Genomic DNA, 21649 nt, shown 5'->3' on the forward strand with positions numbered 1-21649 from the left:
CGCTGCGGCGGTGCCGGCGGCACCATCCGGAAAGAAAGAAGGCTCATCGCGTTGCTCCCTATTGAACTTGTTCTGCCGGCAGCGGCTTCAGCCGCCGAGGGCGGCGAGCGTGCCGCCCGCGCGCAGGCGCGTGAGCGCCCGGGTCAACCCCTCGCGGAAACCGGCCCGCGCCGTCAGGCCCTCCGGAAACACGGTCCGGACGGCGAGCAGGTCTTCGACCACCTGTGCCGCCGGCCGATCGCTCGCGGCGAGCGGCATCAGCCGGTCCGCGAGCGGATCATTGACCGGGATCGGTGCGCCCTGGTCGTCCCGGCCGCTCAGATGGCGGAGCCAGAATGCCACCGCGAGCGTCAGGCGCTCGACCGGCAGCCCCTGGTCGAGCCGCTCGCCCAAGGCCATCAGCAGGCGCTGCGGCAGCTTCTGCGAGCCGTCCATGGCGATCTGGCGGGTGCGGTGCTTGACCGCGGTATTGTCGAACCGCCGGATCAGCTGGTTGCTGTAGTCGACCAGCCGCTCACGCGGGAAATGCCCGACGGTCGGCGCCAGCTCCTCGGTCTGCAGTTCGGAGACGAAATGGCGCAGCGCCGGGATGGCGACCGCATCGGCGACATATTCGGCGCCGATCGCCTGGGCGGCATAGGCGATGGTCGAATGCGCCCCATTGAGCAGGCGGAGTTTCATGCGCTCGTAGGGTTCGACCGCGCCGACCAGCTCCGCGCCGACCTCGCCCAGGCCATGGAGGTCGCGGTCGAGCGTGTCCTCAATCACCCATTGCGTGAAGGGCTCGGTCGAGAGGGCGGCCAAGTCCGCGAAGCCGGTCAAGCGCCGGGCATCGGCGAAATCGGCATCGGTCGAGGCCGGTACGATGCGGTCGACCATGGCCGACGGCGTTACGAGGTTGGTCTCGAGCCATTGGGCGAAGCCATCGTCGTCGAGCGCGGCCCCGTCGATGAGCGCCCGGCGCAAGGTGGCGCCGTTCGACGGCAGATTATCGCACGACAGCACCGTCGGCGGCTTCTGCCCGGCCGTGTAGCGCTGCTTGAGACCGGCCAGCAGATAGCCGATGGCGCTCGTCGGCCGGTCCCGGTCCGCCCGGATGTCCGGGTGGTTCGGATCGAGCCGATGGGTTGCCGGGTCGAGGCAATAGCCCTTCTCGGTCACGGTCAAGGTGACAAGGCGCGTCGCCGGATCAGCGATCTGGCGCACGACGGCTGCAGGATCCTCGGGACCAACCAACACCCGGCCGACGATGCCGACGACGCGGGCCGAGACCGTCTCGCCCTCGCGCACCAGGAGCGTGTAGAGCCCGTCCTGCGGCGCCAGCTTGTCACGCATGCCCGGGCTCTTCAGGCTGACGCCGGTGATGCCGAGGCCGAGGCCCGAGCGCTCGACCAGGTCTTCCAGATAGATCGCCTGGTGGGCGCGGTGGAAATTGCCGATGCCGAGATGGACGACGCCCGGGACGAGCCGCGCACGGTCATAGCGCGGCCGGCGCACGTCGGCCTTAATCGAGGCCAATGTGGCGTTCGCGAGCGTCACAGCTTGTACGCCTTCTTGGCGAGCCCATGGGCGAGGTCCCGGGCGACCGCCTGGGCCTCGTCGAGGTCGAGCCGGTGCTCGGCCACGAGCCGGCCCAGATAGCCGCAGTCGATGCGGCGGGCGACGTCGTGGCGCGCCGGGATCGACAGGAAGGCGCGCGTGTCGTCGTTGAAGCCGACGGTGTTGTAGAAGCCGGCGGTCTCGGTCACGAGCTCGCGATAGCGGCGCATGCCCTCCGGCGAATCATAGAACCACCAGGCCGGACCGATCTTGAGCGACGGGTAATGCCCGGCGAGCGGCGCCAGCTCCCGCGAGTAGCTCGTCTCGTCGAGCGTGAAGAGGATGATCGAAAGCCTCGTCTCGTTACCGAAACGATCGAGCAGCGGCTTCAGCGCATGCACGTAGTTGGTCGCGGTCGGGATGTCGGCGCCCTTGTCGCGGCCGAACTTCGCCAAGAGGCCCGGGTTGTGGTTGCGGAACGAGCCCGGATGGATCTGCATGACGAGCCCGTCCTCGATGCTCATGCGCGCCATCTCGGTCAGCATCTGGCCGCGGAACAGCTCAGCCTCGTGCGCGGTGAAGCTGCCGGACCGCACCTTGTCGAACAGGTCGGACGCGACCTTGGGCGAAAGGTCGGCGGTCGTCGCCGTCGGATGGCCATGGTCGGTCGAGGTGCAGCCGCCGTGCTCGCGGAAATAGGCGCGCCGGGTCTCGAGTGCCGCGAGATAGCCGCGCCAGCTCGTCGTGTCCTCGCCAGTAATGCGGCCGAGCTCGACCAGGTTCTCGGCAAAGCCCGGGAATTCCGGATCGACGACCGGGTCGGGCCGGTAAGCGGTCAGCACCCGCCCCTGCCAGCCGCTCGTCTTGATCTGCTTGTGCCACTTCAGCTCGTCGAGCGGCGATTCCGTGGTCGCGATGACCTCGATGTTGAACCGCTCGAAGAGCGCGCGCGGGCGGAATTCCGGCAGCTTCAGCTGCGCGTCGATCTGGTCGTAGATCCGATCGGCATTGTCGGCGTCGAGCCGCTCGCGCACGCCGAACACCTCGTGGAACGCGTGCGCCAGCCACATGGCGCTGGGCGTGCCGCGGAACAGATGCTGGTTGGCAGCGAAGATGCGCCAGATCTTGCGCGAGTCCTGCTCGGTCGGCCCGCCGTCGCGACGCGGCACGCCCAGGTCCTCGAGCGCCACACCCTGGCTGTAGAGCATGCGGAACACGTAATGGTCCGGCACGATGAACAGGGTCGCAGGGTCCGGGAACGGCTCGTTCTCGGCATACCAGCGCGGATCGGTGTGGCCGTGCGGGCTGACGATCGGCAGGTCCTTGACCTCGGCATAGAGCGCGCGGGCGACCGCGCGGGACGCCTCGTCGGCCGGGAACAGGCGATCGGGATGCAGCGTCAGAGGCAAGCTCATGATTTGACCTTGAGTGTTTTTTCCGCGAATGGCTTTTCTGGGCCTGGCACCTCAGCCGCTTTGCTTCCATCGAGCTTGGCGGCGGCGTTCCAGGCGTCCTCCAATTCCTCTTCGACCGCGCTCAGGTGCGCCTGCATGGCACGGCGGGCAGCCTTGGCGTCCTTGGCGCGGACCGCGTCCAGCACGGCGGAATGCTCGGCGATCCAGCGCGGCCGCAGGCCGGCGTTATGCATGCGCAGCTGCATCTTCTCCCACATGCGGCCGCGGCCCTGGTCCCACAGGCCCTGGACGACGAGCGACAGGGCCGAATTCTGCGTGGCGCCGGCGAGGCGCAGGTGGAACAGCCGGTCGGCGTCCTCGCGGCTCTCGTGCCTTGCATCCTCGTCGCGCATCTGCTGCAGCGCGTCCTCGAGCCCGTCGATATCGGCCTCAGTCGCCTCGCGCGCGGCGACGGCCGCAACCTCGCTCTCGATCAGGCGCCGGGCGCGGATGAGCTCGAACGGGCCGGGCCCGCCATCCGGCACCGCCATGGGCTCGGCGCCGGCGAAATCGGTGCGCACATAGATACCGGAACCGGTCATCACCGTGACGAAGCCCGAGATCTCGAGCGCGATCAGCGCCTCACGCAGGCTCGGCCGGCTGACGCCGAACTGCTGCGCCAGATCGCGCTCCGGCGGCAGCCGGCTGCCGGGCGGGAATTCGCCCGCGAGGATCAGGTCGCGGATCTGATCGGCAATGCGCCGGTAAAGGCGGCTCGGCTCGACGCGAATGATCGGCAAGGCTCGATCCTCAAAAGGCCCGCCCGGCCGACGGGGCCAGGGCTGGGGCCGGTGCTGATCGTTGGGACATGCGGCGTCTGGACAGCAAGGATCAAACCTGGAATGGTCAAGTGGTCTGGCCAATTGCCGGACCCTGTCACGGCAGCCCGGCCGCTGTCAACCGCCCGTCATCATGAGTCCAGAAGCCATGACCGAAGCCCCGCAGGATCTCGCCCGCTGGCTCGCCGATACGCTCATCCCCGCCTGGGCGGCGCTCGCCGTGCCCCCGGACGGTGCCGGCTATCTCGAATATCTCACTGCCGACGGGCGGCCCGATCCGCGGCCGCGCCATTCGAGCCTGGTGACGGCGCGGCTCGTCTATGTGTTCAGCCACGCCCACCTGCTGAACCCCGCCGGCCCCGGCCTCGCCGCGGCGGAGCACGGCTACCGGTTCCTCACCGAGCGCTGCGCCGACGCGACCGGCCGCTTCCGCCACGTGGTCACGGCAGATGGCGCCGCCCTCGACGATCGGGCCGATCTCTACGACCTCGCCTTCGTGCTGTTCGCCTGCGCCTGGTATGCGCGCGCGACCGGCTTCCGCGAGCCGCTCGACCGGGCCGAGCAGGTGATGTGCTTCATCGAGCAGGAACTCGCCGCCCCGCATGGCGGCTTCGCCGAGGATGATCACGGCACCCTGCCCCGCCGGCAAAACCCGCATATGCATCTGCTCGAAGCGTGCCACGCGCTCGCCGAAACGTCGGCCGACGAGCGCTGGCTCGACCGGGCGAATCGCCTGGTGACGCTGCTCGGCGATCGCCTGATCGATCCCGCGACCGGCACGCTCGGCGAGTTCTTCATGGCAGACTGGCAGCCGGCCCCAGGCCCCGCCGGGGTGCTGCGCGAGCCCGGTCATCATTTCGAATGGGTCTGGCTGCTGCACCACCACGCGCGCCTGGCCGGCGACCGGCACGTCGTCGCCCTCGCCGAGCGGCTGCACAGCTTTGCACTTGCTCATGGTGTGGCGCACTCACCCGAGGGCTGGCCGCTCGTGGTCGACGGCGTCGACGCCGAGGGTACGATCGTCGCCCCGACCCGGCTGCTCTGGCCGCAGACCGAAGCGATCAAGGCCGAGGCAGCGCGGCTCGAGTTCCTGGCCGACGCCGGCGCGCGGCAGCGGCTCGACGACCATCTGGCCGCCCTCTTCCACTATTGGCTCGATCCCGTGACCGGGCTCTGGGTCAACCAGCTCGACCCGTCGAACCGGTCGATCGCGGCCGAGGTGCCGGTCCGGGTCCTCTACCACGTCATGCTGGCGCTGGCGGAGGCGGCGCGCGTGCGGGCGCTTCCGAACCTAGTGTTGTGACGCCGCCGATGAATGCAGGATCTGCAGGATCGTCGAGCGGAGCTGGCCCTGCAGCGCCGCCGATTGCAGGCCGAGCGCGATGCGCAAGCTCGCGGCCTCGCTCTCGGCCGCCGACGTGTTGAGATCGGCCAGCGTCAGCTTGCGCGCGCCCGCCCGCAGCTGCGTCGCGTAGCTCTGCTGGAAGACCGAGCGGGTCTGCAGCACCCCGGCGAAGCTGCCGAGCGAACCCGCGACGCTCTGCAGCTGGGTGATCGCGTTGTTGAGCCGCGACTTGGCCTCATCGAAGATCGTGGCCGCGAGCGAGGCCGCCACCGTGCCGGCGCCGCCGGTCACGTCGAGCGCCGAAAAGCCCTGGACCGCAACCGTCCCGCCGGCGACGACGTTGGAGAACAGGATCGCCCGACTGGTATTGAACGCGCCCACCGCCGTGAAGAGCGCGCGGGCATTGCCCGCGCCGGTCGCGGTCAGATCGTAGCCGGCGATGGTGAGTCCGCCGCCGTTCTGCGGGCCGAATTGCACGGTGAGCTGGGCCGCGGTCGAGCTCAGGAGATTGAGCCCCTGATAGGCGGCGTCCTGGACGAGCTGGTTCAGCTGCGTGCCGATCGCCTTGAATTGCTGCGTTGCCTCTGTCCGGGCCGGGAGCGAGGCGCCCCGCGCGCCTTCGACCATACCCTGGAGCTGCTGCAGGAGGTTCTCGACCGCGGTCGTCGCAGTCAGCGCCGTGTCGATCGACGACACGCCCTGGTCGATGCCGCCCTTGTAGTTGAGCACCTGGGTCGCGCGCCCGGTAAGGGATGCTGCGCGGAAATAGGCAACCGCATTGTCGGTGGGATCATAGACGGCCAGGCCGGTGCCGAGCTGGCGCTGGACAGTATCGTACTCACCCTGGGTCTGCGAGAGATTGTCCAGGTCCTGAAGAAGTGACGGCGATAGCGCGATGCCGCTCACCGGATCCATCCCTTTCAAGCGATGGATGCACGGCCGTTTGCGGCCGCACACGTTTTCCGATGTGCGCCGTGAGGGCAGGCTTGTCAATCGGCAAAGAGAAACTCTCTACCGATTAGCCAAAAACGTGTGAAACGACGCCTCCGGGGCGAACCCCGGAGACGCCATCCCAAGATCCGCCGAACCTTAACGAAGCAGCGTCAGGATCGAGGAGTTCTGGTTGCCCGTGACCGACAGCGACTGGATGCCGATCTGCTGACGGAGCGTCAGCGCCTGGGAGTTCGCCGCCTCGACGTTGAGGTCGGCCAGCGTCAGCTTGTCGCCGCCGCCCGAGAGCGTCCCGGCGTAGCTGGCGCTGAAGGTCGAACGCGCCTGCAGGATGTTGACGTTGGTACCGAGTGCTGAAGTGAGCGCGCTGTTCTGGCTGATCGCCGCGTCGATCCGGTTGTCGGTCGCCGTGAAGATCGCCGCCGCCTGCGACGCCGTGATGCCCTGGGCGGTGGTGCTGGTCAGGCTCAGGGCCGAGAAGCCCTTGACCGTACCGGCGCCGTTCGCCGTCGACGCGACGACGTTAGAGAACTGCAGCGTGCCGTCCGACTTGAACGCCACGGTGGCCGCGGTGAACAACGAGTTGGCATTGCCGGCCACGGTCGAGGTGTAGGAGAAGCCGCTGATGGTGAAGGTCGCGGCCGTCCGCTCCGAGAACTGGGTGGAGAGGCTGGCCGTGGTCTTGGTCAGCAGGTTGAGGCCCTGGTAGGAGGCGTCATTGACCAGCTGCGCCAGCTGCTTGGCGATGTTCTTGAACTGCACCGTCGCCGAGACGCGCGACGAGGTCGTGGCACCGCGGGCGCCTTCGAGCACGCCCTTGAGCTGCTTCAGCAAGCCGTCGACCGCCGAGGTCGCGTCCAAAGCGGCCTGAACCGTCTGGATCGACTGATCGATGTTGGCCTTGCGGGTGAGGATGTTGCTGGACCGGTCGTAGAGCGACTTGGACCGGAAATAGGCGACCGCGTCGTCCGAAGCCGAGTTCACCTTCTTGCCGGTGTTCAGCTCGTTCTGCGTCGTCGTGAACAGCGCCGAGGCAGACTGCAGGGACTGAATAGTCGCTGTTTGGGTTGCGGTAAGCGTAATGCCTGACATGTGCTTCATCCTTTAAGGAAGAAAAGCCGCCGGATTTCCGGCAGCCGCCCCTCATGGGGCACTTTTGCCGCACTTCGGCCGCGCCCTTTAGGGTTCGACCAGAGGTAGTGCGACATCGCACACTACGCCGGGTAGCGGTATCTCGCCACGCCAATCGCTTAAAATGCGAGGAATCGAGCCGGCGCAAACCCGCGGCCCTCCTGGGCTTCCATAAAATTTTAGCGTTAACCATGCCGTCCCGCCGAAGGGGGCTGGCAGGGCAAAATTGTTATGTTATATCGTTTTGACTTTCAGCCCTGACCGATGGAAAGCTTCATGCGCCTCGCCTCCCTGCTCCTTGCGCTCATCCCTTTCGGCCTCGCGATCGGCACCGCCGCGGCCGATCCCCTACCGGTGGTCGCGACGACCAGCGTGCTCGAAGACCTGGTGAAGAATGTCGGCGGCGACAAGGTCGCAGTCCGCAGCCTGGTCGGCCCCGACGGCGACGCCCATACCTATGAGCCGACGCCGTCCGACGCCAAGGCGATCAGCAGTGCGCGGCTCGTCGTCATCAACGGCTTGGGGCTCGAAGGCTGGCTGACGCGCCTCATGGGCTCGGCCGGCTTTACCGGCACCCGCGTCGTCGCGACCGAGGGCATCACGCCCTTGACCATGACGGAGGAGGAAGGCGGCAAGGCTCGCAAAGTGACCGACCCGCACGCCTGGCAAAGCCTCGCCAACGGCCGGATCTATGTCGCCAACATCGCCAAGGGGCTGGCCGCGGCCGACCCGGCCAATGCCGCCGTCTATCAGCAGAACGCCGAGGCCTATGCCCAACGCCTGACGACGCTCGAGGCCAAGGTCAAGGCCGAACTCGCCGATGTCCCGGCGGCCAAGCGCCGGGTCATCACGACCCACGACGCCTTCCAATATTACGGCAAGGCCTATGGCGTGCAGTTCATCGCGCCGATCGGGCTTTCGACCGAGGAGGGCGAGCCGTCTGCCGGCGATGTCGCGAAGCTCGAACGCCAGATCAAGCGTGAGAAGCTCAAGGCGCTGTTCCTCGAGAACATCAGCAACAGCCGGCTGATCGACCAGCTGGCCCACGACACCGGCGCCGTCGTCGGCCCGCCGCTGTTCTCGGACGCGCTGTCCAAGCCCAGTGAGCCGGCCCCGACCTATATCCAGATGTTCGAATACAACACGGCGACGCTCAAGGCCGGCATGCTGCTGAACTGAGGAGGAATACCAACCCTCGCCCGCTTCGCGGGAGAGGGTGCCGAGCGCCAGCGAGGCGGGTGAGGGCGTTGCAGCCGGCCCACCCTCACCCTTCCCAGCCCTGACGGGCCGGGTCCCTTCCCTCTCCCGCTCACGCGGGCGAGGGGCTCGATCGATCAAGCCCGCTCAGTCGTCATAATTTGAAACGTTATAACATTAGGATTAATCATGCTCCTCCGCATGCTCTCGGGCACGGCCCTGCTCTCGCTCGCCCTCGCCTCGCCCACGATCGCCGACGACCTGTCGGGCACATCCCAAACGGGTACCACTCAGACCGCCGCGTCGCCGTCATCCGTCGAGGACATTACCGTCATCGGCCACAAGCTCGACGAGGCACGCAACGGTATCCAGACGCAGATCGGCGCCTCGACCTATGTGATCGACGGAGAAGCGCTCGACAGCCAGCCGGGCGGCACGAACAATCCGCTGAACCAGGTGCTGCTGCAGGCGCCGGGCGTGGCCCAGGATTCCTTCGGCCAGCTCCATGTCCGCGGCGAGCACAACAACCTGCAATATCGGCTGAACGGCATCATCCTGCCCGAAGGCATCAGCGTGTTCGGCCAGACGCTGAGCCCGCGCTTCGCCGACCAGGTCGAACTCATCACCGGCGCGCTGCCGGCCGAATACGGCCTGCGCACCGCCGGCATCATCGATCTCAGGACCAAGGACGGCGCGTTCGAGCCCGGCGGCTCCGTCTCGCTCTACGGCGGCAGCCACGGCACGATCGAGCCCAGCGTCGAGTTCGCCGGCTCGGACGGCTCGATCAATTATTTCGTCTCGGGCGACTATTTGCAGAACGGGCTCGGCATCGAATCGCCCGACGGCCGGTCCGATCCGCTGCACGACCGGACGAGCCAAGGCCACGGCTTCGGCTATTTCGAGGACGTCATCGATCCGTCGAGCCGGGTCGCCCTCATCCTCGGCACCTCGCGCGAGCAGTTCCAGATCCCCGACCAGTCGGGTCTCTCGCCGCAGCTGGGCCTGACGGTCAACGGCCAGACCGACTTCCCAAGCGACAAGCTCAACGAGAACCAGCGGGAGCTCACCCACTACGGCGTCTTGAGCTATCTGCGCTCGCAGGAGAGCTTCGACGTCCAGGTCTCGCTGTTCGGCCGCTATTCGAGCCTCTATTTCACGCCTGATCCGATCGGCGACCTGCTCTACAACGGCATCGCCCAGACGGCCTACAAGCGCGACATCGCCGGCGGCCTCCAGGCCGAAGGCGCCTACCACCTCAATGACCGCCATACGCTGCGCGCCGGCGTGATCATCGAGGGCGACCGGGCGACGAGCGCCACCTCGTCGCTCGTGCTGCCGACCGACGCCAGCGGCGCCCAGACGAGCGACATGCCAGTCAAGATCGAGGACGACGGCGGCAAGACCGCCTGGACCTACAGCATCTATCTGCAGGACGAGTGGAAGCTCTTCGACAGTCTCACGGTCAATTACGGCGGCCGGTTCGACCTGGTCGATGCCTTCACCCACGAGAACCAGCTGAGCCCGCGCATCAACCTGGTCTGGAAGCCGACCGACACAACGACCGTCCATGCCGGCTATGCCCGCTATTTCACGCCGCCGCCGTTCGAGCTGGTCGGCGGCGAGAGCATTACCAAGTTCGCGAACACGACCGGGGCGCCGACGGTGACGGCCGACGACGTGTCACGGGCAGAAAAGGCCAATTACTTCGACGTGGGCGTCTCGCAGCGGCCGCTGCCCGGCCTCACCGTCGGGCTCGATACCTACTACAAGAATTCCCGCAACCTGATCGACGAGGGCCAGTTCGGCGCGCCGATCATCCTGACGCCGTTCAACTATGCCTCTGGCCGGCAATATGGCGCGGAACTGTCGGCGACCTATCAGCAAGGCCCCTGGACCGCCTATGGCAACTTCGCGGCCGGCGTCGCGGAGGGCAAGGACATCGTGTCGAGCCAGTTCAACTTCACGCCGGACGATCTCGCCTACATCAGCCGGCACTACATCCACCTGGACCACGACCAGACCTACAGTGCGTCGGCCGGCGTCTCCTATCTCTGGGATGGGACCCGGCTCAGCACCGACCTCATCTACGGCACGGGCCTGCGCAACTCGACCGACCATCCGAACAGCGGCAGCCTGCCCGACTATGTCCAGGTCAATCTCGGCATCTCGCACCATTTCGACCTGCCGCGTGTGGGCGCGCTCGACGCCCGCTTCGACGTCATCAACCTGTTCGACGAGAAATACGAGATCCGCAACGGGACGGGCGTCGGCGTCGGCGCCCCGCAATTCGGTCCCCGCCGTGGCTTCTTTGCCGCCGTGACGAAGAGTTTCTGACTGCCCGTTCCACTCGTCCCGTTCCCGCCTGCGCGGGAACGACGGAGGAAGGGAGCAATATCTCCAAACCAAAAGGGCGCCTCCCACGAGGAAGCGCCCTTTTTGATCCTGCCGCCGGCGAAAGCCTCAGCCGCGGCTTTCCGGCGTGCTGTAGATGAAGCCGCGCACCGGATTGTCGCGGCCGTAGTCCGGCGAATCCTTCCAGCGCACGCGGACCTTGGACCAGTCGTTGTTCTCCGACACGTCGACGACCGAGACGGCAGTCGAGACCTTGCCCTTGTTCTTCTTGCCCGCGGCCCAGTTCGCCTGGTCGACCAGCACTTCGCGGTTGCTGATCAGGTCGACGACGACCGCGACATGGCCGTGGCGCATGTGCTTGGTCCGATCGAACACCATGACCGCGCCCATGTGCGGCTTGTGACCCCGAGAATATTCACCGGAAGCGGAGTCCCACCATTTCCACGCATCGCCGCGCAGATTGATCTTCGTGATGGCCTTGGCATACGCGACACATTCCATCGCGGATGCCGGAACGGCGGCGGGGATGGTCAGGAGTGCAGTTGCGATGGCAATCGCGGCAACTTCTCGCTTCATGGCCTCTCTGTCACGTTCTCGGCTGAAGGACCGACCGGTCGGCGGCCCTTTTCGGGAAACGCACGGCTGACATTCCTGGGTGGCATGTCGACCGTCCGTGGCGGAAGGAGAGTGTTGGATACAGAAGAGTTCCGCGGAATCCAAGACTTTTTCGCAACAATTTTCGAAGTGTCTGGATTCTCTGGTCTTGCACGGCTCGAAAGGCAGCCATGCAGCGGTATCTCAACACCCTGTGAAACCGGTCACACCGGGCGACTCCAACCCCCATCCTTGCTGCATCGCAAACAGATACCGCTCCACCGTAAAGAGAATGTTACGGAACAAACAGCGACCTCGCGTGTCGGCGCGCTGCTGCTAGAGGATGTCGTCGCGGATGCAGGCCTTCATGTGGCCGGGCTCGACCTCGACGAGCGGCGGCACGGTCGCGGCGCAAGCCTCCGTCGCGTAGGGGCAGCGCGTCCGGAATACGCAGCCGGACGGTGGGTTGAGCGGGCTCGGGATGTCGCCCTGCAGCGGCGCCCGTTCGCGCCGCCGCGTCGGGTCCGGCACGGGGGCGGCGGCCAGCAGCGCCTCGGTATAAGGATGGCGCGGCCGGGCGTAGAGCTGCTCGCTGGTCGCGATCTCCATGATCCGGCCCAGATAGAGCACGGCGATCCGGTCGCTGATGTACTGCACGACCGCCAGGTCGTGGGCGATGAACAGGACGGTCAGGCCCAGTTCCGCCTGCAGGTCCTTCAAGAGGTTCACGACCTGGGCCTGGACCGAGACGTCGAGCGCCGAGACCGGCTCGTCGGCGACGATGAACTGCGGCTCGACCGCAAGCGCCCGGGCGATGCCGATGCGCTGGCGCTGGCCGCCGGAGAATTCGTGCGGGAAACGCTCCATGGCGTCGGCCGGCAAGCCCACCCGCTCGAGCAAGGCTGCGATCCGGTCGCGCCGGTCGGCACTGGTGCCGATGCCGTGGATGACGAACGCCTCGCCGATCGCGTCCTTGACCTTGCGGCGCGGATTGAGGCTCGCGTACGGGTCCTGGAAGATGATCTGCATGCGCCGGCGATAGGCGCGGAGCTCGGGGCGCGCCAGATGGGTGATGTCGGCGCCGTCGAACAGCACGCGGCCGGCCGTCGGCTCGACCAGGCGCAGGATGGCACGGCCGGTCGTGGTCTTGCCGCTGCCGGACTCGCCGACGAGGCCTAGCACCTCGCCGCGCATCATGGCGAAGCTCACGTCGTCGACCGCCTTGACCACGCCGCCGCCGCTCGCGGGGAATTGCTTGACGAGGCCCTGGACTTCGAGAAGGGGGACATCGAGCAGGGGCTGGCTCATGCGTCCCTCCAGCGGATGCAGCGCACGCGGTGGCCCTCGCCCGTGTCCTCGAGCGGCGGCGGTGCCGCACGGCAGGCGTCGGTGGCGAGCGGGCAGCGCGGCGCGAAGGCGCAGCCCTCGGGCAGGTTCGCCGCACTCGGCACCTGGCCCGGGATGGCGGCGAGCCGGTCGCGGCTGCCCATGACCGGCATGCTGGCGAGGAGCGCCCGCGTATAGGGATGGCGCGGCCGGGCGAAGACGGCATGGACGTCGCCCTCCTCGACCACGCGGCCCGCATACATGACCGCGACCCGGTCGGCGATCTCGGCCACGACGCCCAGATTATGGGTGATGAACAGGATGCTCATGCCGAGCTCGACCTGCAGCCGGCGCATCAGGTCGAGGATCTGCGCCTGGATCGTAACATCGAGCGCGGTCGTCGGCTCGTCGGCGATGAGCACGGCCGGGCCGCACGCCAAGGCCATCGCGATCATGACGCGCTGGCGCATGCCGCCCGACATGCGATGCGGATATTCGGCCGCGCGGCGCGCGGGATCAGGGATGCCGACCTTGGCCAGCATCTCGACCGCCCGGTCATAGGCGGCGCGCTTCGAAAGCCCCTGGTGGCGGCGCAGCGTCTCGCCGATCTGATCGCCGACCGTATAGACCGGGTTGAGGCTGGTCATCGGCTCCTGGAAGATCATGCCGATCTCGTTGCCGCGGATCCGGCGCATCGCCGGCTCGGCGAGCTGCGCCAGGTCGCGCACGACGCCGTCGCGACCCTTGAGCCGGATCGCGCCTTCGACGATCCGGCCCGGCGGCTCCGGGATGAGCCGCATGATCGACAGGCTCGTGACCGACTTGCCGCTGCCGGATTCGCCGACCACGGCCAGGGTCTCGCCGCGGTGGAGCGTGAAGGTGACGCCGTCGACCGACTTGGCCGTGCCGCCCTCGACCCGGAACCAGGTCTTCAAGCCTTCGACCTCGAGCAGCGGCTCGGCCCCGGGCGTCCCCACCGTCTTCTCCGCCGCCATCGCCAATGTCATCGGGTCCGGCCGCGCGCCGCCACCGGCAGCGTCTCGATCCGCTCGCCGCCGCGCATCGTCACCACCTCGTCGTGCAGGTTGGTCACGACGCAGACATGGTTCGGCACGACGCGCACGCGCTCGCCGATCGCCGGCTTCCGTGCGGAGTGCGAGAGATCGAGGATGCCGTGCTCCTCGTTCAGCCGCTCGATGATCGCGTCCGGGTATTCGAGGATCAGGCCGTAGCCCTCGCCGACCGACGGCGCCACCCGGTCGCTGGTCAGGCTCTTCGAGCCGGCGTCGATGATGGCGCGCGTCTCGGTCGGGCGGCTCACCACCGTCGCATGCAGGTGCAGCGCGCATTCGTCGAGCGTGGCGGCGCCGGCGCCGACCGTCGCCCGGTCATGGTAGATGTAGGTGCCGACGCGCAGCTCGGTCAGGCCTTCGATCTCGTGCTGAGCCCAAGCGTTAGGCGTGCCGCCGCCGGATACGGTCTTGATCTCGATGCCGGCGCCGCCCAGCCGCTGCTTCGCCGCGGCGACGAAGCGCGCGGTCTCGGCCGAGCTCGGATAGGTCATGAGCCCGTCGAAGCGGAGGCCTTGAGCCGCGCGGATCGCCTCCGCCAGGGCCAGCGCCTCGTCGACCGAGGTGACGCCGGTGCGCTTGCCGCCGGAATCGAACTCGATCAGCACGCCGATCTCCGTACCCGCCTCGCGCGCGGCCGCAGCGGCGGTGTCGAGCGCCACGGGATTGTCGACGGCGACCCGCATGGTGACGCGCTTTGCGAGTGCCGCGAGCCGGGCGGCCTTGGCCGGCCCGATCAGCGGATAGGACAGGAGGATGTCGGAGAGGCCCGCATCGGCCATCACCTCGGCCTCGCCCAGCTTCTGGCAGGTGATGCCGGCCGCCCCCAGTTCCATCTGCCGCCGGGCGAAGACCGGCAGCTTGTGCGTCTTGATGTGCGGCCGAAGCTTCAAGCCATGCCGGTCGCAATAGGCCTGCATCTTGACGAGGTTATGTTCGACCCGGTCGAGGTCGATCACCGGCACTGGGGTTTCGAGCTGGTCGATCTTCATTCCGATATCTCCCTCCCCGTCATCCCCCGGGCGGAAACCAGAGTTTCCGCCTAGGCGGGGATCCAGGGCAAGCGACGGGTTGCCAACCATTGCGGCAACCCTGGATTCCCGCCTACGCGGGAATGACGGTAATAACTACCGCCCCTACTTCGTCGGCAGCGCCGCGACGCAGTCGATCTCGACGTGGATGCCGTGCAGCTGGCAGCCGATCGTGGTCCTGGCCGGCGGCTCGGTCTTGAAGAACTCGATATAGACCTCGTTGTACTCCTTGAAGCGGGTGAGGTCGGCCAGATAGGCGTTGATCTTGACCACGTCTTTGAGGCTGGCGCCGACGCCGGCGAGGATGGTCTCGATGTTGCGGATCGTCTGGCGCACCTGCTCGGCGAAATTGTCCGACATGACGCCGGTCTTGGGGTCGACCGGGCCCTGGCCCGAGACATAGACGAAGCCATTCGCGGTAACGGCGTGGGAATATTGGCCTGCCGCCTTGGCGGCGCCCTCAACGATATGAGCCTTACGCATCAAATCTCTCTCCTCGAAATGATTTTCAGTGTCGTCCGAGCACACGGCCCGGACGGAGGCCGGTCGGTTTCCCGTCGGCAAGAATCGTCTCGCCCGCGACCCAGACGCGGTCGATGCCGGAGGCGAGTTCGGTCGGGCTGTCAAAGCTCGCGAGGTCGGCGAGATCTGGCTCAAACAGCACGAGGTCGGCGGCGAGGCCCGGGCGCACGAGGCCGCGGTCCATGAGGCCGAAGCGCTGGGCCGCGATCGAGGTCATGCGGCGCACGGCGTCCTCGAGGCCGAGCCAGCCCTCGTCGCGCGACAATTTGCCGAGCACGCGCGGAAACGTGCCGTAGGCGCGCGGATGCGGCCTGGTGCCCGGGCGCGGCAGGCTGTCGGAGCCCACCATGTGCAGGGGATGGGTGAAGGCCGCGCGCAGGTCCGCCTCGCCCAGCTGGAACATGACGATCGTCGTCCGGCCCTGGTCGCGCGTGACGAGGTCGGCCAGGAAGTCGAACGGCTCCAGGCCGGCCTCGGCCGCGGCCGCGTCCATCGCCTTGCCCTCGAAGCGCTTCAACTCGGGCAGCTCGACGCCGGCGATCCGGACGTTGTTCCAGCCGATGAGCTTGACCTTGGACGGCCAGGTGCCGTTGCGCCCGTCGCCCTCCTCGACCGCCTGGCGCAGGCCGGCGCGCTCGACCGGATCCTTAAGCCGGCCGATCAGCGCGTCGATGCCGCCCGACTGGGCCGTGGGCGGCAGGAGCTGCAGGATCGTGCTGCTGCCGGCCGGATAGGGATACATGTCGAAGCTGACGTCGATGCCGTCCGCGCGCGCCGCCTCGAGCCGCTTGATCGCCCGGCCAACGCCGCCCCAGTTCGGCTTGCCGGCCGCCTGGAGATGGGACAACAGGCCCGCGGTGCCCGAGCGCTTCAGGAGGTCCAGGAACTCGTCGACCGCCGGGATCAGCGACGCCTCGTAGCTGCGAACATGGGCGGCAAGCACGCCGTGATGCTCGGCGACCGTTTCGGCGAGCGCCACGAGCTCCGCGGTGTTGGCAAAGGCGCTCGGCGGATAGACCAGCCCCAGCGACAGGCCCGCGGCACCGGCCGCGAGATCGCGGGCGAGCAGGCGCCGCATCTGGGATAGCTCCGCCGCGGTCGGCGCCCGCTCGTCATAGCCCATGACCGCGATGCGGAGCGCGCCGTGGCCGACGAGCGAGACCAGGTTGAGCGCGATGCCGTTCGCCTCGAGTGCCTCTTTGTAGGCGGCGAAATCGCCGAAGGTTTCGGCCTCCGCCGTTTCGCCCAGGAGCGCGCCGAAATGGCCGCGCAGCGCATCCACCGAGGCCGCTGCCCTTGGATAGAGCGAGAAGCTGCAATTGCCGACGACGATCGTCGTGACGCCTTGGATCGCCTTTTCCAGCCGCTCCGGCTCGCGCAGGAACATGAGGTCGTCGTGGGTATGGGCGTCGATGAAGCCGGGGGCGAGATAGCGCCCGTCGGCATCCAGCACCTGGGCGCCATCCGTCGGCAGCTGGGCGCCGACCGCGGCGATCCGGCCCTGGGCGACGCGCACGTCGCCCAGGAACCAGGGGGCGCCGCTGCCGTCGATGATCCGCGCGCCGCGGATCAGAAGATCTCTCGTCATGGATGCCTCACATCAGGCGCTGGATTTTCGGATCGAGCGCGTCGCGCAACCCGTCGCCCAGGATCTGCAGCGACAGCACCGTGAGCACGATCGCGAGGCCCGGGGCGAGGATCAGCCAGTCGGCCTGGTTCATGTACTGCTGCGCGCCGGCGATCATGTTGCCCCAGGTGGGCGTGGTCGGCGGCACGCCGGCGCCGAGGAAGGAGAGCGCCGCCTCGGTCAGGATCGCCGTCGCGAAGATGAAGGTCGCCTGGACGAGAAGCGGCGAGATCAGGTTCGGCAGCAGATGCACCAGCATGATGCGCAGGTCCGAGGCGCCGAGCGCCTGCGCCGCCTCGACGAACTGCAGCTCGCGCAGCACGAGCGTCGCCCCGCGCACGACGCGCGCCACCCGCGGCGTATAGACGATGCCCAAGGCCAGCACGACGTTGAACAGCGACGGGCCGAGACCAGCCAGGAGTGCTATCGCCAAGAGGATGTCCGGGAAAGCCATGAGCGCGTCGGTGAAGCGCATCAGCGCCGTGTCGAGCTTGCGCACATAGCCCGCGAAGAGACCCAGCGCCGTGCCGAGCACGCTCGCCAGCACGACGACCATGGCGCCGACCGCGAGCGACAGGCGCGCGCCATAAAGCGTGCGGGTCAGCACGTCACGGCCGAAATCGTCGGTGCCGAACCAATGCAGCCCGACCGGCGGCTTCAGGCGGTGGGCGATGTCCATCTTGGTCGGCGCATAGGGCGCGATCCAGGGTGCCAGGATCGCAGAGCCGACGATGACGACGATCAGCGCCAAGGCCACGACCACGATGCGCCGGCGGACGAGACGCTTCAGCAGAAGGGCGGCGGGAGAGCGACCAGCCACGGCTACGCTCCTTCCCCGTCATTCCCGCGCACGCGGGAATCCAGGGTTGCCGCAATGGCTGGCAGCCCGTCGCTTGCCCTGGATCCCCGCCTGCGCGGGGATGACGGATAGAAGAGGTACAAGCAGAGAGTCATCAGTACCGCACCCGCGGGTCGACGACGGCGTAGAGCAGGTCGACCGCCAAGTTGATGAGCACATAGAGGCCCGAGATGATGAGCAGCGCGCCCTGGATCACCGGGTAGTCGCGCCGGAGCACGGCCGAGACGATCAGGTTGCCGACACCGGGCAGGCCGAACACGGTCTCGGTCACGATGGCGCCGCCGATCAGCGTCGCGATGGTAAGGCCGATCACGGTCAGCACCGGGATGAGCGCGTTGCGGAACGCGTGCTTGACGATGACGGCGCCGGGCCCAAGCCCTTTGGCCTTGGCCGTGCGCACATAATCTTCGTGCAGCACGTCGAGCATGCTGGTTCGGGTGAAGCGGATGATGAGCGCCGAATTGGGCAGGCCCAGTGCCACCGCCGGCAGCACCAGGTGATGGAGGCGCGCACCGAGGGCGGCCCCTGGATCGCCGTAGCCCGCGACCGGGAACCAGCCGAGCCGGACCGCGAAATATTCGATCAGCGTCAGGCCGACCCAGAAACTCGGCAGGCTCGCGGCCAGCATGGAGACCGCCGTCACCGCCTGGTCGAGCAGGGTGCCACGCCGGACCGCGGCCAGCACGCCGACCGGCACGCCGATCAGGACCGCGATCATGACCGACATGCCGGTGAGCCAGCTGGTAAGCTCCGCCCGGTCCAAGAGCGCGTCGATCACCGGGCGGTTGAGGAAGATCGAGTTGCCGAGGTCGAACGACAGGATGTCGCGCAGGTAGAGCACGAACTGCACCGGCAGCGGCCGGTCGAGCCCGAGCTGGGCCCGGAGTGCCGCCACATCGGCCGGCGTCGCGTTCGAGCCCAGCATGACCGCCGCCGGATCGCCCGGCACGACGCGCGCGATGACGAACACGATCGCGGCCACCATCAGCATGACGACAGCCATGCCGGCGAAGCGGCGGGAGAGATAGGCGGTCATGGCAAACTGCCCTGCGCCTCTCCGCCCCGCCCTATCCCGTCATCCCCCGGGCGGAAACCAGAGTTTCCGCCTAGGCGGGGATTCAGGGCAAGCGACGGACTGCCAGCCATTGCGGCAACCCTGGATTCCCGCCTGCGCGGGAATGACGGGAAAGCTAAGCCGGCCATCCCGTGATCACCCGCCGACCTTGACGTTCCAGAAGAACGGCCAGGGCACGGGCGTGTAGCCGGTGAGCTTCTTCGAGCGGGCGGCGAGATTATAGAACTCGCCGATCTTGACCGCCGGGACCTGGGAATAGAACAGGCCCTGGATCGCCTTCCAGTCGGAGACGCGCTTCGCCGGATCCGTGTCGGTGTTGAACGCGTCGAGTGCCGCCTTCTTCTCCGGCGTGTCCCACCAGCCCGGATAGGCCGGGTTCATGATGGTGATGAGCGTCGGCTCCGGCACGAAGGTGTGATAGGTGAAGAACGCGTCCCAGGCGCCCGGATCGCTGCGCTTCGAGAGCAGCGTCGCCCAGTCGAGCACCTGCAGGTCGACCGTGAAGCCCGCCTCCTGCAGGTTCTGCTGGGCGACCAGGCTCATCTTATAGAGGAAGTCGTACTGCGGCGAGGTCAGGATCTTGATCGGCTCACCCTTGTAGCCGGCCTGTTTCAGGAGCGCCGCCGCCTTCTTGGCATCGTGCTGGTTGTAGCCCTTGACGCTCGCCTCGTCGTAGAACGGCGTGCCCTTCGGATAGATCGAGCCCTCGACCTCGAAGAACGCCGGGTCGCCGAAGGCGGCCAAGAGCATGTCCTCGGGGGTGAGCGCCGCCTGGGCCGCCTGGCGTACCAGCGGATTGGCCATGGGTCCGGTCTTCTGGTTGAAGATCACGAGCGCCCAGCCGAACGGCTTCACCATGATCGGCTCGACGCCGGCGGCACCCTTGAGCTTGGGCGCAAGTTCGGTCGGCAACGAATCGGCGAACTGGTACTGGCCGGCAAGCATGCCGTCGACGCGGGTCGTGGCATTGGGCACCGGCACGAAGCGCAGTTCCTCGATCTCGGCCTTGCGCGCCCCGGCATAGCCGCTCGCCGCTCCCGGCGGCGACTGATAACCGTCGAACCGGGCCATGCGGATATACTGGTCGGGCTTCTGCTCGACGATCTTGTAGGGGCCGGTGCCGACGTAGGTCTTGAGCGTGTCGGTCGTCTCCGCCAACGCCTTCGGCATGATCGCGGCGGCGCCGTTGTTCATGGCGAGGAGCGCCAGGAGCGGCGCGAACGGCTGCTTCAGCTTGATCGTGACCGTCTTCGCATCCTTGGCCGCGACCGCATCCACCGCCGGGGCCGCGAGCTTGCCGCGCGGGCTCGCCTTCAGCCAGCGGTTGAGCGAGGTCACCACGTCGTCCGCCGTCATGGTGCTGCCGTCGTGGAACTTGACACCTTCCCGGAGCGGGATGGTGTAGAATTTACCGCCGTCCGAGATCTGCGGCAGGGCCGAGGCCAAGAGGGGTGCCGCCTCCCACTTGCCGTCGAAGGCGTAGAGCGTTTCGAACACATGCTGCGTGATGATGCTGACCAGATCGGAGGTCACCGTCACCGGATCGAGCGGACCGGGTTCGCCGATGGTCGCGATGTCGATGGCGGATTTGGTCTGGGCCTGGGCGGGCGCTTGACCCAGCACCTGCCCCAGCAGCAGCGCGCCGCCCACGGCGAGCGCGGTGAAGCCTGATTTGAATGAGAGCATCGATCCCCTCCGTCGCGCGGCTTCGTGCCGCCGCCTCCACTTGTTTGTCCGAAATATCGGACTTAGTTCTTGTATACTGGACAAAGAGACCGTAGTCTCTTCGTCGGCCCCTTGCAACGAATTTGACAGGGGGCCGGTCCGATCTGTTACTGGAGCAGATGAGGCAGGAGAGATGACGATGGCGCCGGACGGACGGCTGAAGACGATCGACGGGGAACAAGCAGCCGGGGAACAAGCAGCCGGGGAACAAGCAGCCGGCGAACAGGCAGACGGCGCGGCACCCGGCTCGACCCGTGCGCGCGGCATCGATCGGGCGATCGAGCTGCTCGAATGCCTGCATGCCGCCCGCGGCCCGCTCAAGATCGGCGAGCTTGCGCGCCGCATCAAGGCGCCGCGCTCAACCGCCTACGAGCTCGTCAACCGCTTCATCGAAGCTGGCATCCTCGAAAGCTACGACGAGGAGGGCCGCGTGTTCTTCGGCCGCACCGTGCATTTCTGGGCGGCGGACTACTTGAGCGTCAACGACCTGACCAAGCGCGCCTGGGAAGAAGTGCAGCGCCTGGCCGAGCTCTCGGGCGAGACGACGCAGTTCTGCACGCTGCAGGGCAACAAGTACACGGTCGTCCACATGCGGAGCGGTACCAAGATGTTCCGCATCAGCTCCGACATCGGCATCGAGGTGCCGATTCCGTGGACCGCGTCGGGCCGGCTGCTCCTCGGCCATCTCGACAAGGAAGCGCTCCGGCGGTTCCTACCGCCCGAGGACCTGACGCTGCCGAACGGCCGGCAGCTCGATTTCGACGCGTTCCATCATGAGATCGAGCAGGCCGGCGCCGACGGCTTCTGCATCACGACCGGGCTCGTCGACAGCTTCACCCAATGCATGGCCGCACCGGTCAAGGACCCGAATGGGCAGACGATCGCGACCATCTGCTTCGTCGCAACCGCGGACAAGGGCGACGAGGAGCGCCGGCGCCTGCTCGACCTCCTGATCCAGAGCGGCCGTTCGCTCTCGGCGCCGCAGCGACGCTGACTTGCCGGCCGGCGGATTCGAGTTGAAATCCATCCGGCCGCTCTCATATTACGTGAAGTCCCGCTTTTAGAGCGAGCC

The 21649-nt window shown here is 67.4% G+C and carries 18 protein-coding genes; 4 read left to right on the top strand and 14 right to left on the bottom strand.

Annotated elements, in window-relative coordinates:
• Nucleotides 1–87: 87 nt before the first annotated feature.
• Genes IEY58_RS07165 through IEY58_RS07175 form a run of 3 tightly spaced genes read right to left on the bottom strand, consistent with a single transcriptional unit; the run spans nt 88 to nt 3733 of the window.
• Nucleotides 88–1539 carry a mannitol dehydrogenase family protein gene (locus IEY58_RS07165; RefSeq protein ID WP_189044027.1) on the bottom strand — a complete coding sequence of 484 codons (1452 nt, stop codon included), beginning with the start codon at nt 1537–1539 and terminating at the stop codon, nt 88–90.
• Nucleotides 1536–2954, bottom strand: a complete 1419-nt coding sequence (gene uxaC / locus IEY58_RS07170; RefSeq protein ID WP_189044036.1) for a glucuronate isomerase — start codon at nt 2952–2954, stop codon at nt 1536–1538. Before uxaC ends, IEY58_RS07165 begins: the two co-directional genes overlap by 4 nt.
• Complete coding sequence (locus IEY58_RS07175) at nt 2951–3733, bottom strand: FadR/GntR family transcriptional regulator (protein WP_189044038.1); 783 nt, start codon at nt 3731–3733, stop codon at nt 2951–2953. Before IEY58_RS07175 ends, uxaC begins: the two co-directional genes overlap by 4 nt.
• A gap of 187 nt (nt 3734–3920) precedes the next feature.
• Between IEY58_RS07175 and IEY58_RS07180 the strand changes: the two genes are divergently transcribed.
• Nucleotides 3921–5075, top strand: a complete 1155-nt coding sequence (locus tag IEY58_RS07180) for an AGE family epimerase/isomerase (protein ID WP_189044041.1) — start codon at nt 3921–3923, stop codon at nt 5073–5075.
• Here IEY58_RS07180 and IEY58_RS07185 read toward each other — a convergent pair.
• Together IEY58_RS07185 and IEY58_RS07190 are read right to left on the bottom strand one after the other, a co-directional pair.
• A complete protein-coding gene (locus IEY58_RS07185) occupies nt 5064–6023 on the bottom strand; it encodes a flagellin (protein ID WP_189044042.1) in 960 nt (319 codons plus the stop codon). The genes IEY58_RS07180 and IEY58_RS07185 overlap by 12 nt on opposite strands.
• A gap of 183 nt (nt 6024–6206) precedes the next feature.
• A complete protein-coding gene (locus tag IEY58_RS07190) occupies nt 6207–7160 on the bottom strand; it encodes a flagellin N-terminal helical domain-containing protein (RefSeq protein ID WP_189044044.1) in 954 nt (317 codons plus the stop codon).
• Between the two features lie 315 nt (nt 7161–7475).
• Here IEY58_RS07190 and IEY58_RS07195 point away from each other — a divergent pair, with 315 nt between their 5' ends.
• On the top strand, nt 7476–8378 hold the full coding sequence (locus IEY58_RS07195; RefSeq protein WP_189044046.1) for a metal ABC transporter substrate-binding protein: 903 nt from the start codon (nt 7476–7478) through the stop codon (nt 8376–8378).
• A gap of 207 nt (nt 8379–8585) precedes the next feature.
• Entirely contained in the window at nt 8586–10730 is a 2145-nt protein-coding gene (locus IEY58_RS07200) for a TonB-dependent receptor (protein WP_229743551.1), read from the top strand.
• Between the two features lie 126 nt (nt 10731–10856).
• On the opposite strand, the gene IEY58_RS07205 is transcribed toward IEY58_RS07200, so the two are convergent.
• From IEY58_RS07205 to IEY58_RS07245, 9 genes are all read right to left on the bottom strand, one after another.
• Nucleotides 10857–11324 (bottom strand): CHAP domain-containing protein, encoded by a 468-nt coding sequence (locus IEY58_RS07205; protein ID WP_189044048.1) that lies wholly within the window; start codon nt 11322–11324, stop codon nt 10857–10859.
• A gap of 354 nt (nt 11325–11678) precedes the next feature.
• Nucleotides 11679–12650, bottom strand: a complete 972-nt coding sequence (locus IEY58_RS07210) for an ABC transporter ATP-binding protein (protein WP_189044050.1) — start codon at nt 12648–12650, stop codon at nt 11679–11681.
• Nucleotides 12647–13663 (bottom strand): ABC transporter ATP-binding protein, encoded by a 1017-nt coding sequence (locus IEY58_RS07215; protein ID WP_189044052.1) that lies wholly within the window; start codon nt 13661–13663, stop codon nt 12647–12649. Before IEY58_RS07215 ends, IEY58_RS07210 begins: the two co-directional genes overlap by 4 nt.
• An 8-nt stretch (nt 13664–13671) precedes the next feature.
• The gene (locus IEY58_RS07220; protein WP_189044054.1) at nt 13672–14730 is read right to left on the bottom strand and encodes an alanine racemase; all 1059 of its coding nucleotides are present in this window, start codon (nt 14728–14730) and stop codon (nt 13672–13674) included.
• Nucleotides 14731–14874: 144 nt separating this feature from the next.
• Nucleotides 14875–15252 carry a RidA family protein gene (locus IEY58_RS07225; protein WP_189044056.1) on the bottom strand — a complete coding sequence of 126 codons (378 nt, stop codon included), beginning with the start codon at nt 15250–15252 and terminating at the stop codon, nt 14875–14877.
• A 25-nt stretch (nt 15253–15277) separates the two neighbouring features.
• Nucleotides 15278–16879, bottom strand: coding sequence for an N-acyl-D-amino-acid deacylase family protein (locus IEY58_RS07230; protein WP_189044058.1), 1602 nt, complete (start codon nt 16877–16879; stop codon nt 15278–15280).
• Nucleotides 16880–16886: 7 nt separating this feature from the next.
• Complete coding sequence (locus tag IEY58_RS07235) at nt 16887–17738, bottom strand: ABC transporter permease (RefSeq protein ID WP_229743552.1); 852 nt, start codon at nt 17736–17738, stop codon at nt 16887–16889.
• Between the two features lie 133 nt (nt 17739–17871).
• The gene (locus IEY58_RS07240; protein ID WP_189044060.1) at nt 17872–18813 is read right to left on the bottom strand and encodes an ABC transporter permease; all 942 of its coding nucleotides are present in this window, start codon (nt 18811–18813) and stop codon (nt 17872–17874) included.
• Between the two features lie 174 nt (nt 18814–18987).
• Nucleotides 18988–20538, bottom strand: coding sequence for an ABC transporter substrate-binding protein (locus tag IEY58_RS07245; protein ID WP_189044062.1), 1551 nt, complete (start codon nt 20536–20538; stop codon nt 18988–18990).
• 178 nt (nt 20539–20716) lie between these two features.
• Between IEY58_RS07245 and IEY58_RS07250 the strand changes: the two genes are divergently transcribed.
• Entirely contained in the window at nt 20717–21571 is an 855-nt protein-coding gene (locus IEY58_RS07250; protein ID WP_189044064.1) for an IclR family transcriptional regulator, read from the top strand.
• The last annotated feature ends 78 nt before the right edge of the window (nt 21572–21649 follow it).

The sequence above is a fragment of the Aliidongia dinghuensis genome, from assembly GCF_014643535.1.
GTDB classification, from domain to species: domain Bacteria; phylum Pseudomonadota; class Alphaproteobacteria; order ATCC43930; family CGMCC-115725; genus Aliidongia; species Aliidongia dinghuensis.

Excerpts from the sequence above, each read along its gene's own strand:
- uxaC (WP_189044036.1), bottom strand. The coding sequence starts at position 2,954 with ATGAGCTTGCCTCTGACGCTGCATCCCGATCGCCTGTTCCCGGCCGAC.
- IEY58_RS07180 (WP_189044041.1), top strand. The coding sequence starts at position 3,921 with ATGACCGAAGCCCCGCAGGATCTCGCCCGCTGGCTCGCCGATACGCTC.
- IEY58_RS07190 (WP_189044044.1), bottom strand. The coding sequence starts at position 7,160 with ATGTCAGGCATTACGCTTACCGCAACCCAAACAGCGACTATTCAGTCC.
- IEY58_RS07195 (WP_189044046.1), top strand. The coding sequence starts at position 7,476 with ATGCGCCTCGCCTCCCTGCTCCTTGCGCTCATCCCTTTCGGCCTCGCG.
- IEY58_RS07200 (WP_229743551.1), top strand. The coding sequence starts at position 8,586 with ATGCTCCTCCGCATGCTCTCGGGCACGGCCCTGCTCTCGCTCGCCCTC.
- IEY58_RS07205 (WP_189044048.1), bottom strand. The coding sequence starts at position 11,324 with ATGAAGCGAGAAGTTGCCGCGATTGCCATCGCAACTGCACTCCTGACC.
- IEY58_RS07210 (WP_189044050.1), bottom strand. The coding sequence starts at position 12,650 with ATGAGCCAGCCCCTGCTCGATGTCCCCCTTCTCGAAGTCCAGGGCCTC.
- IEY58_RS07215 (WP_189044052.1), bottom strand. The coding sequence starts at position 13,663 with ATGGCGGCGGAGAAGACGGTGGGGACGCCCGGGGCCGAGCCGCTGCTC.
- IEY58_RS07220 (WP_189044054.1), bottom strand. The coding sequence starts at position 14,730 with ATGAAGATCGACCAGCTCGAAACCCCAGTGCCGGTGATCGACCTCGAC.
- IEY58_RS07225 (WP_189044056.1), bottom strand. The coding sequence starts at position 15,252 with ATGCGTAAGGCTCATATCGTTGAGGGCGCCGCCAAGGCGGCAGGCCAA.
- IEY58_RS07230 (WP_189044058.1), bottom strand. The coding sequence starts at position 16,879 with ATGACGAGAGATCTTCTGATCCGCGGCGCGCGGATCATCGACGGCAGC.
- IEY58_RS07240 (WP_189044060.1), bottom strand. The coding sequence starts at position 18,813 with ATGACCGCCTATCTCTCCCGCCGCTTCGCCGGCATGGCTGTCGTCATG.
- IEY58_RS07245 (WP_189044062.1), bottom strand. The coding sequence starts at position 20,538 with ATGCTCTCATTCAAATCAGGCTTCACCGCGCTCGCCGTGGGCGGCGCG.
- IEY58_RS07250 (WP_189044064.1), top strand. The coding sequence starts at position 20,717 with ATGGCGCCGGACGGACGGCTGAAGACGATCGACGGGGAACAAGCAGCC.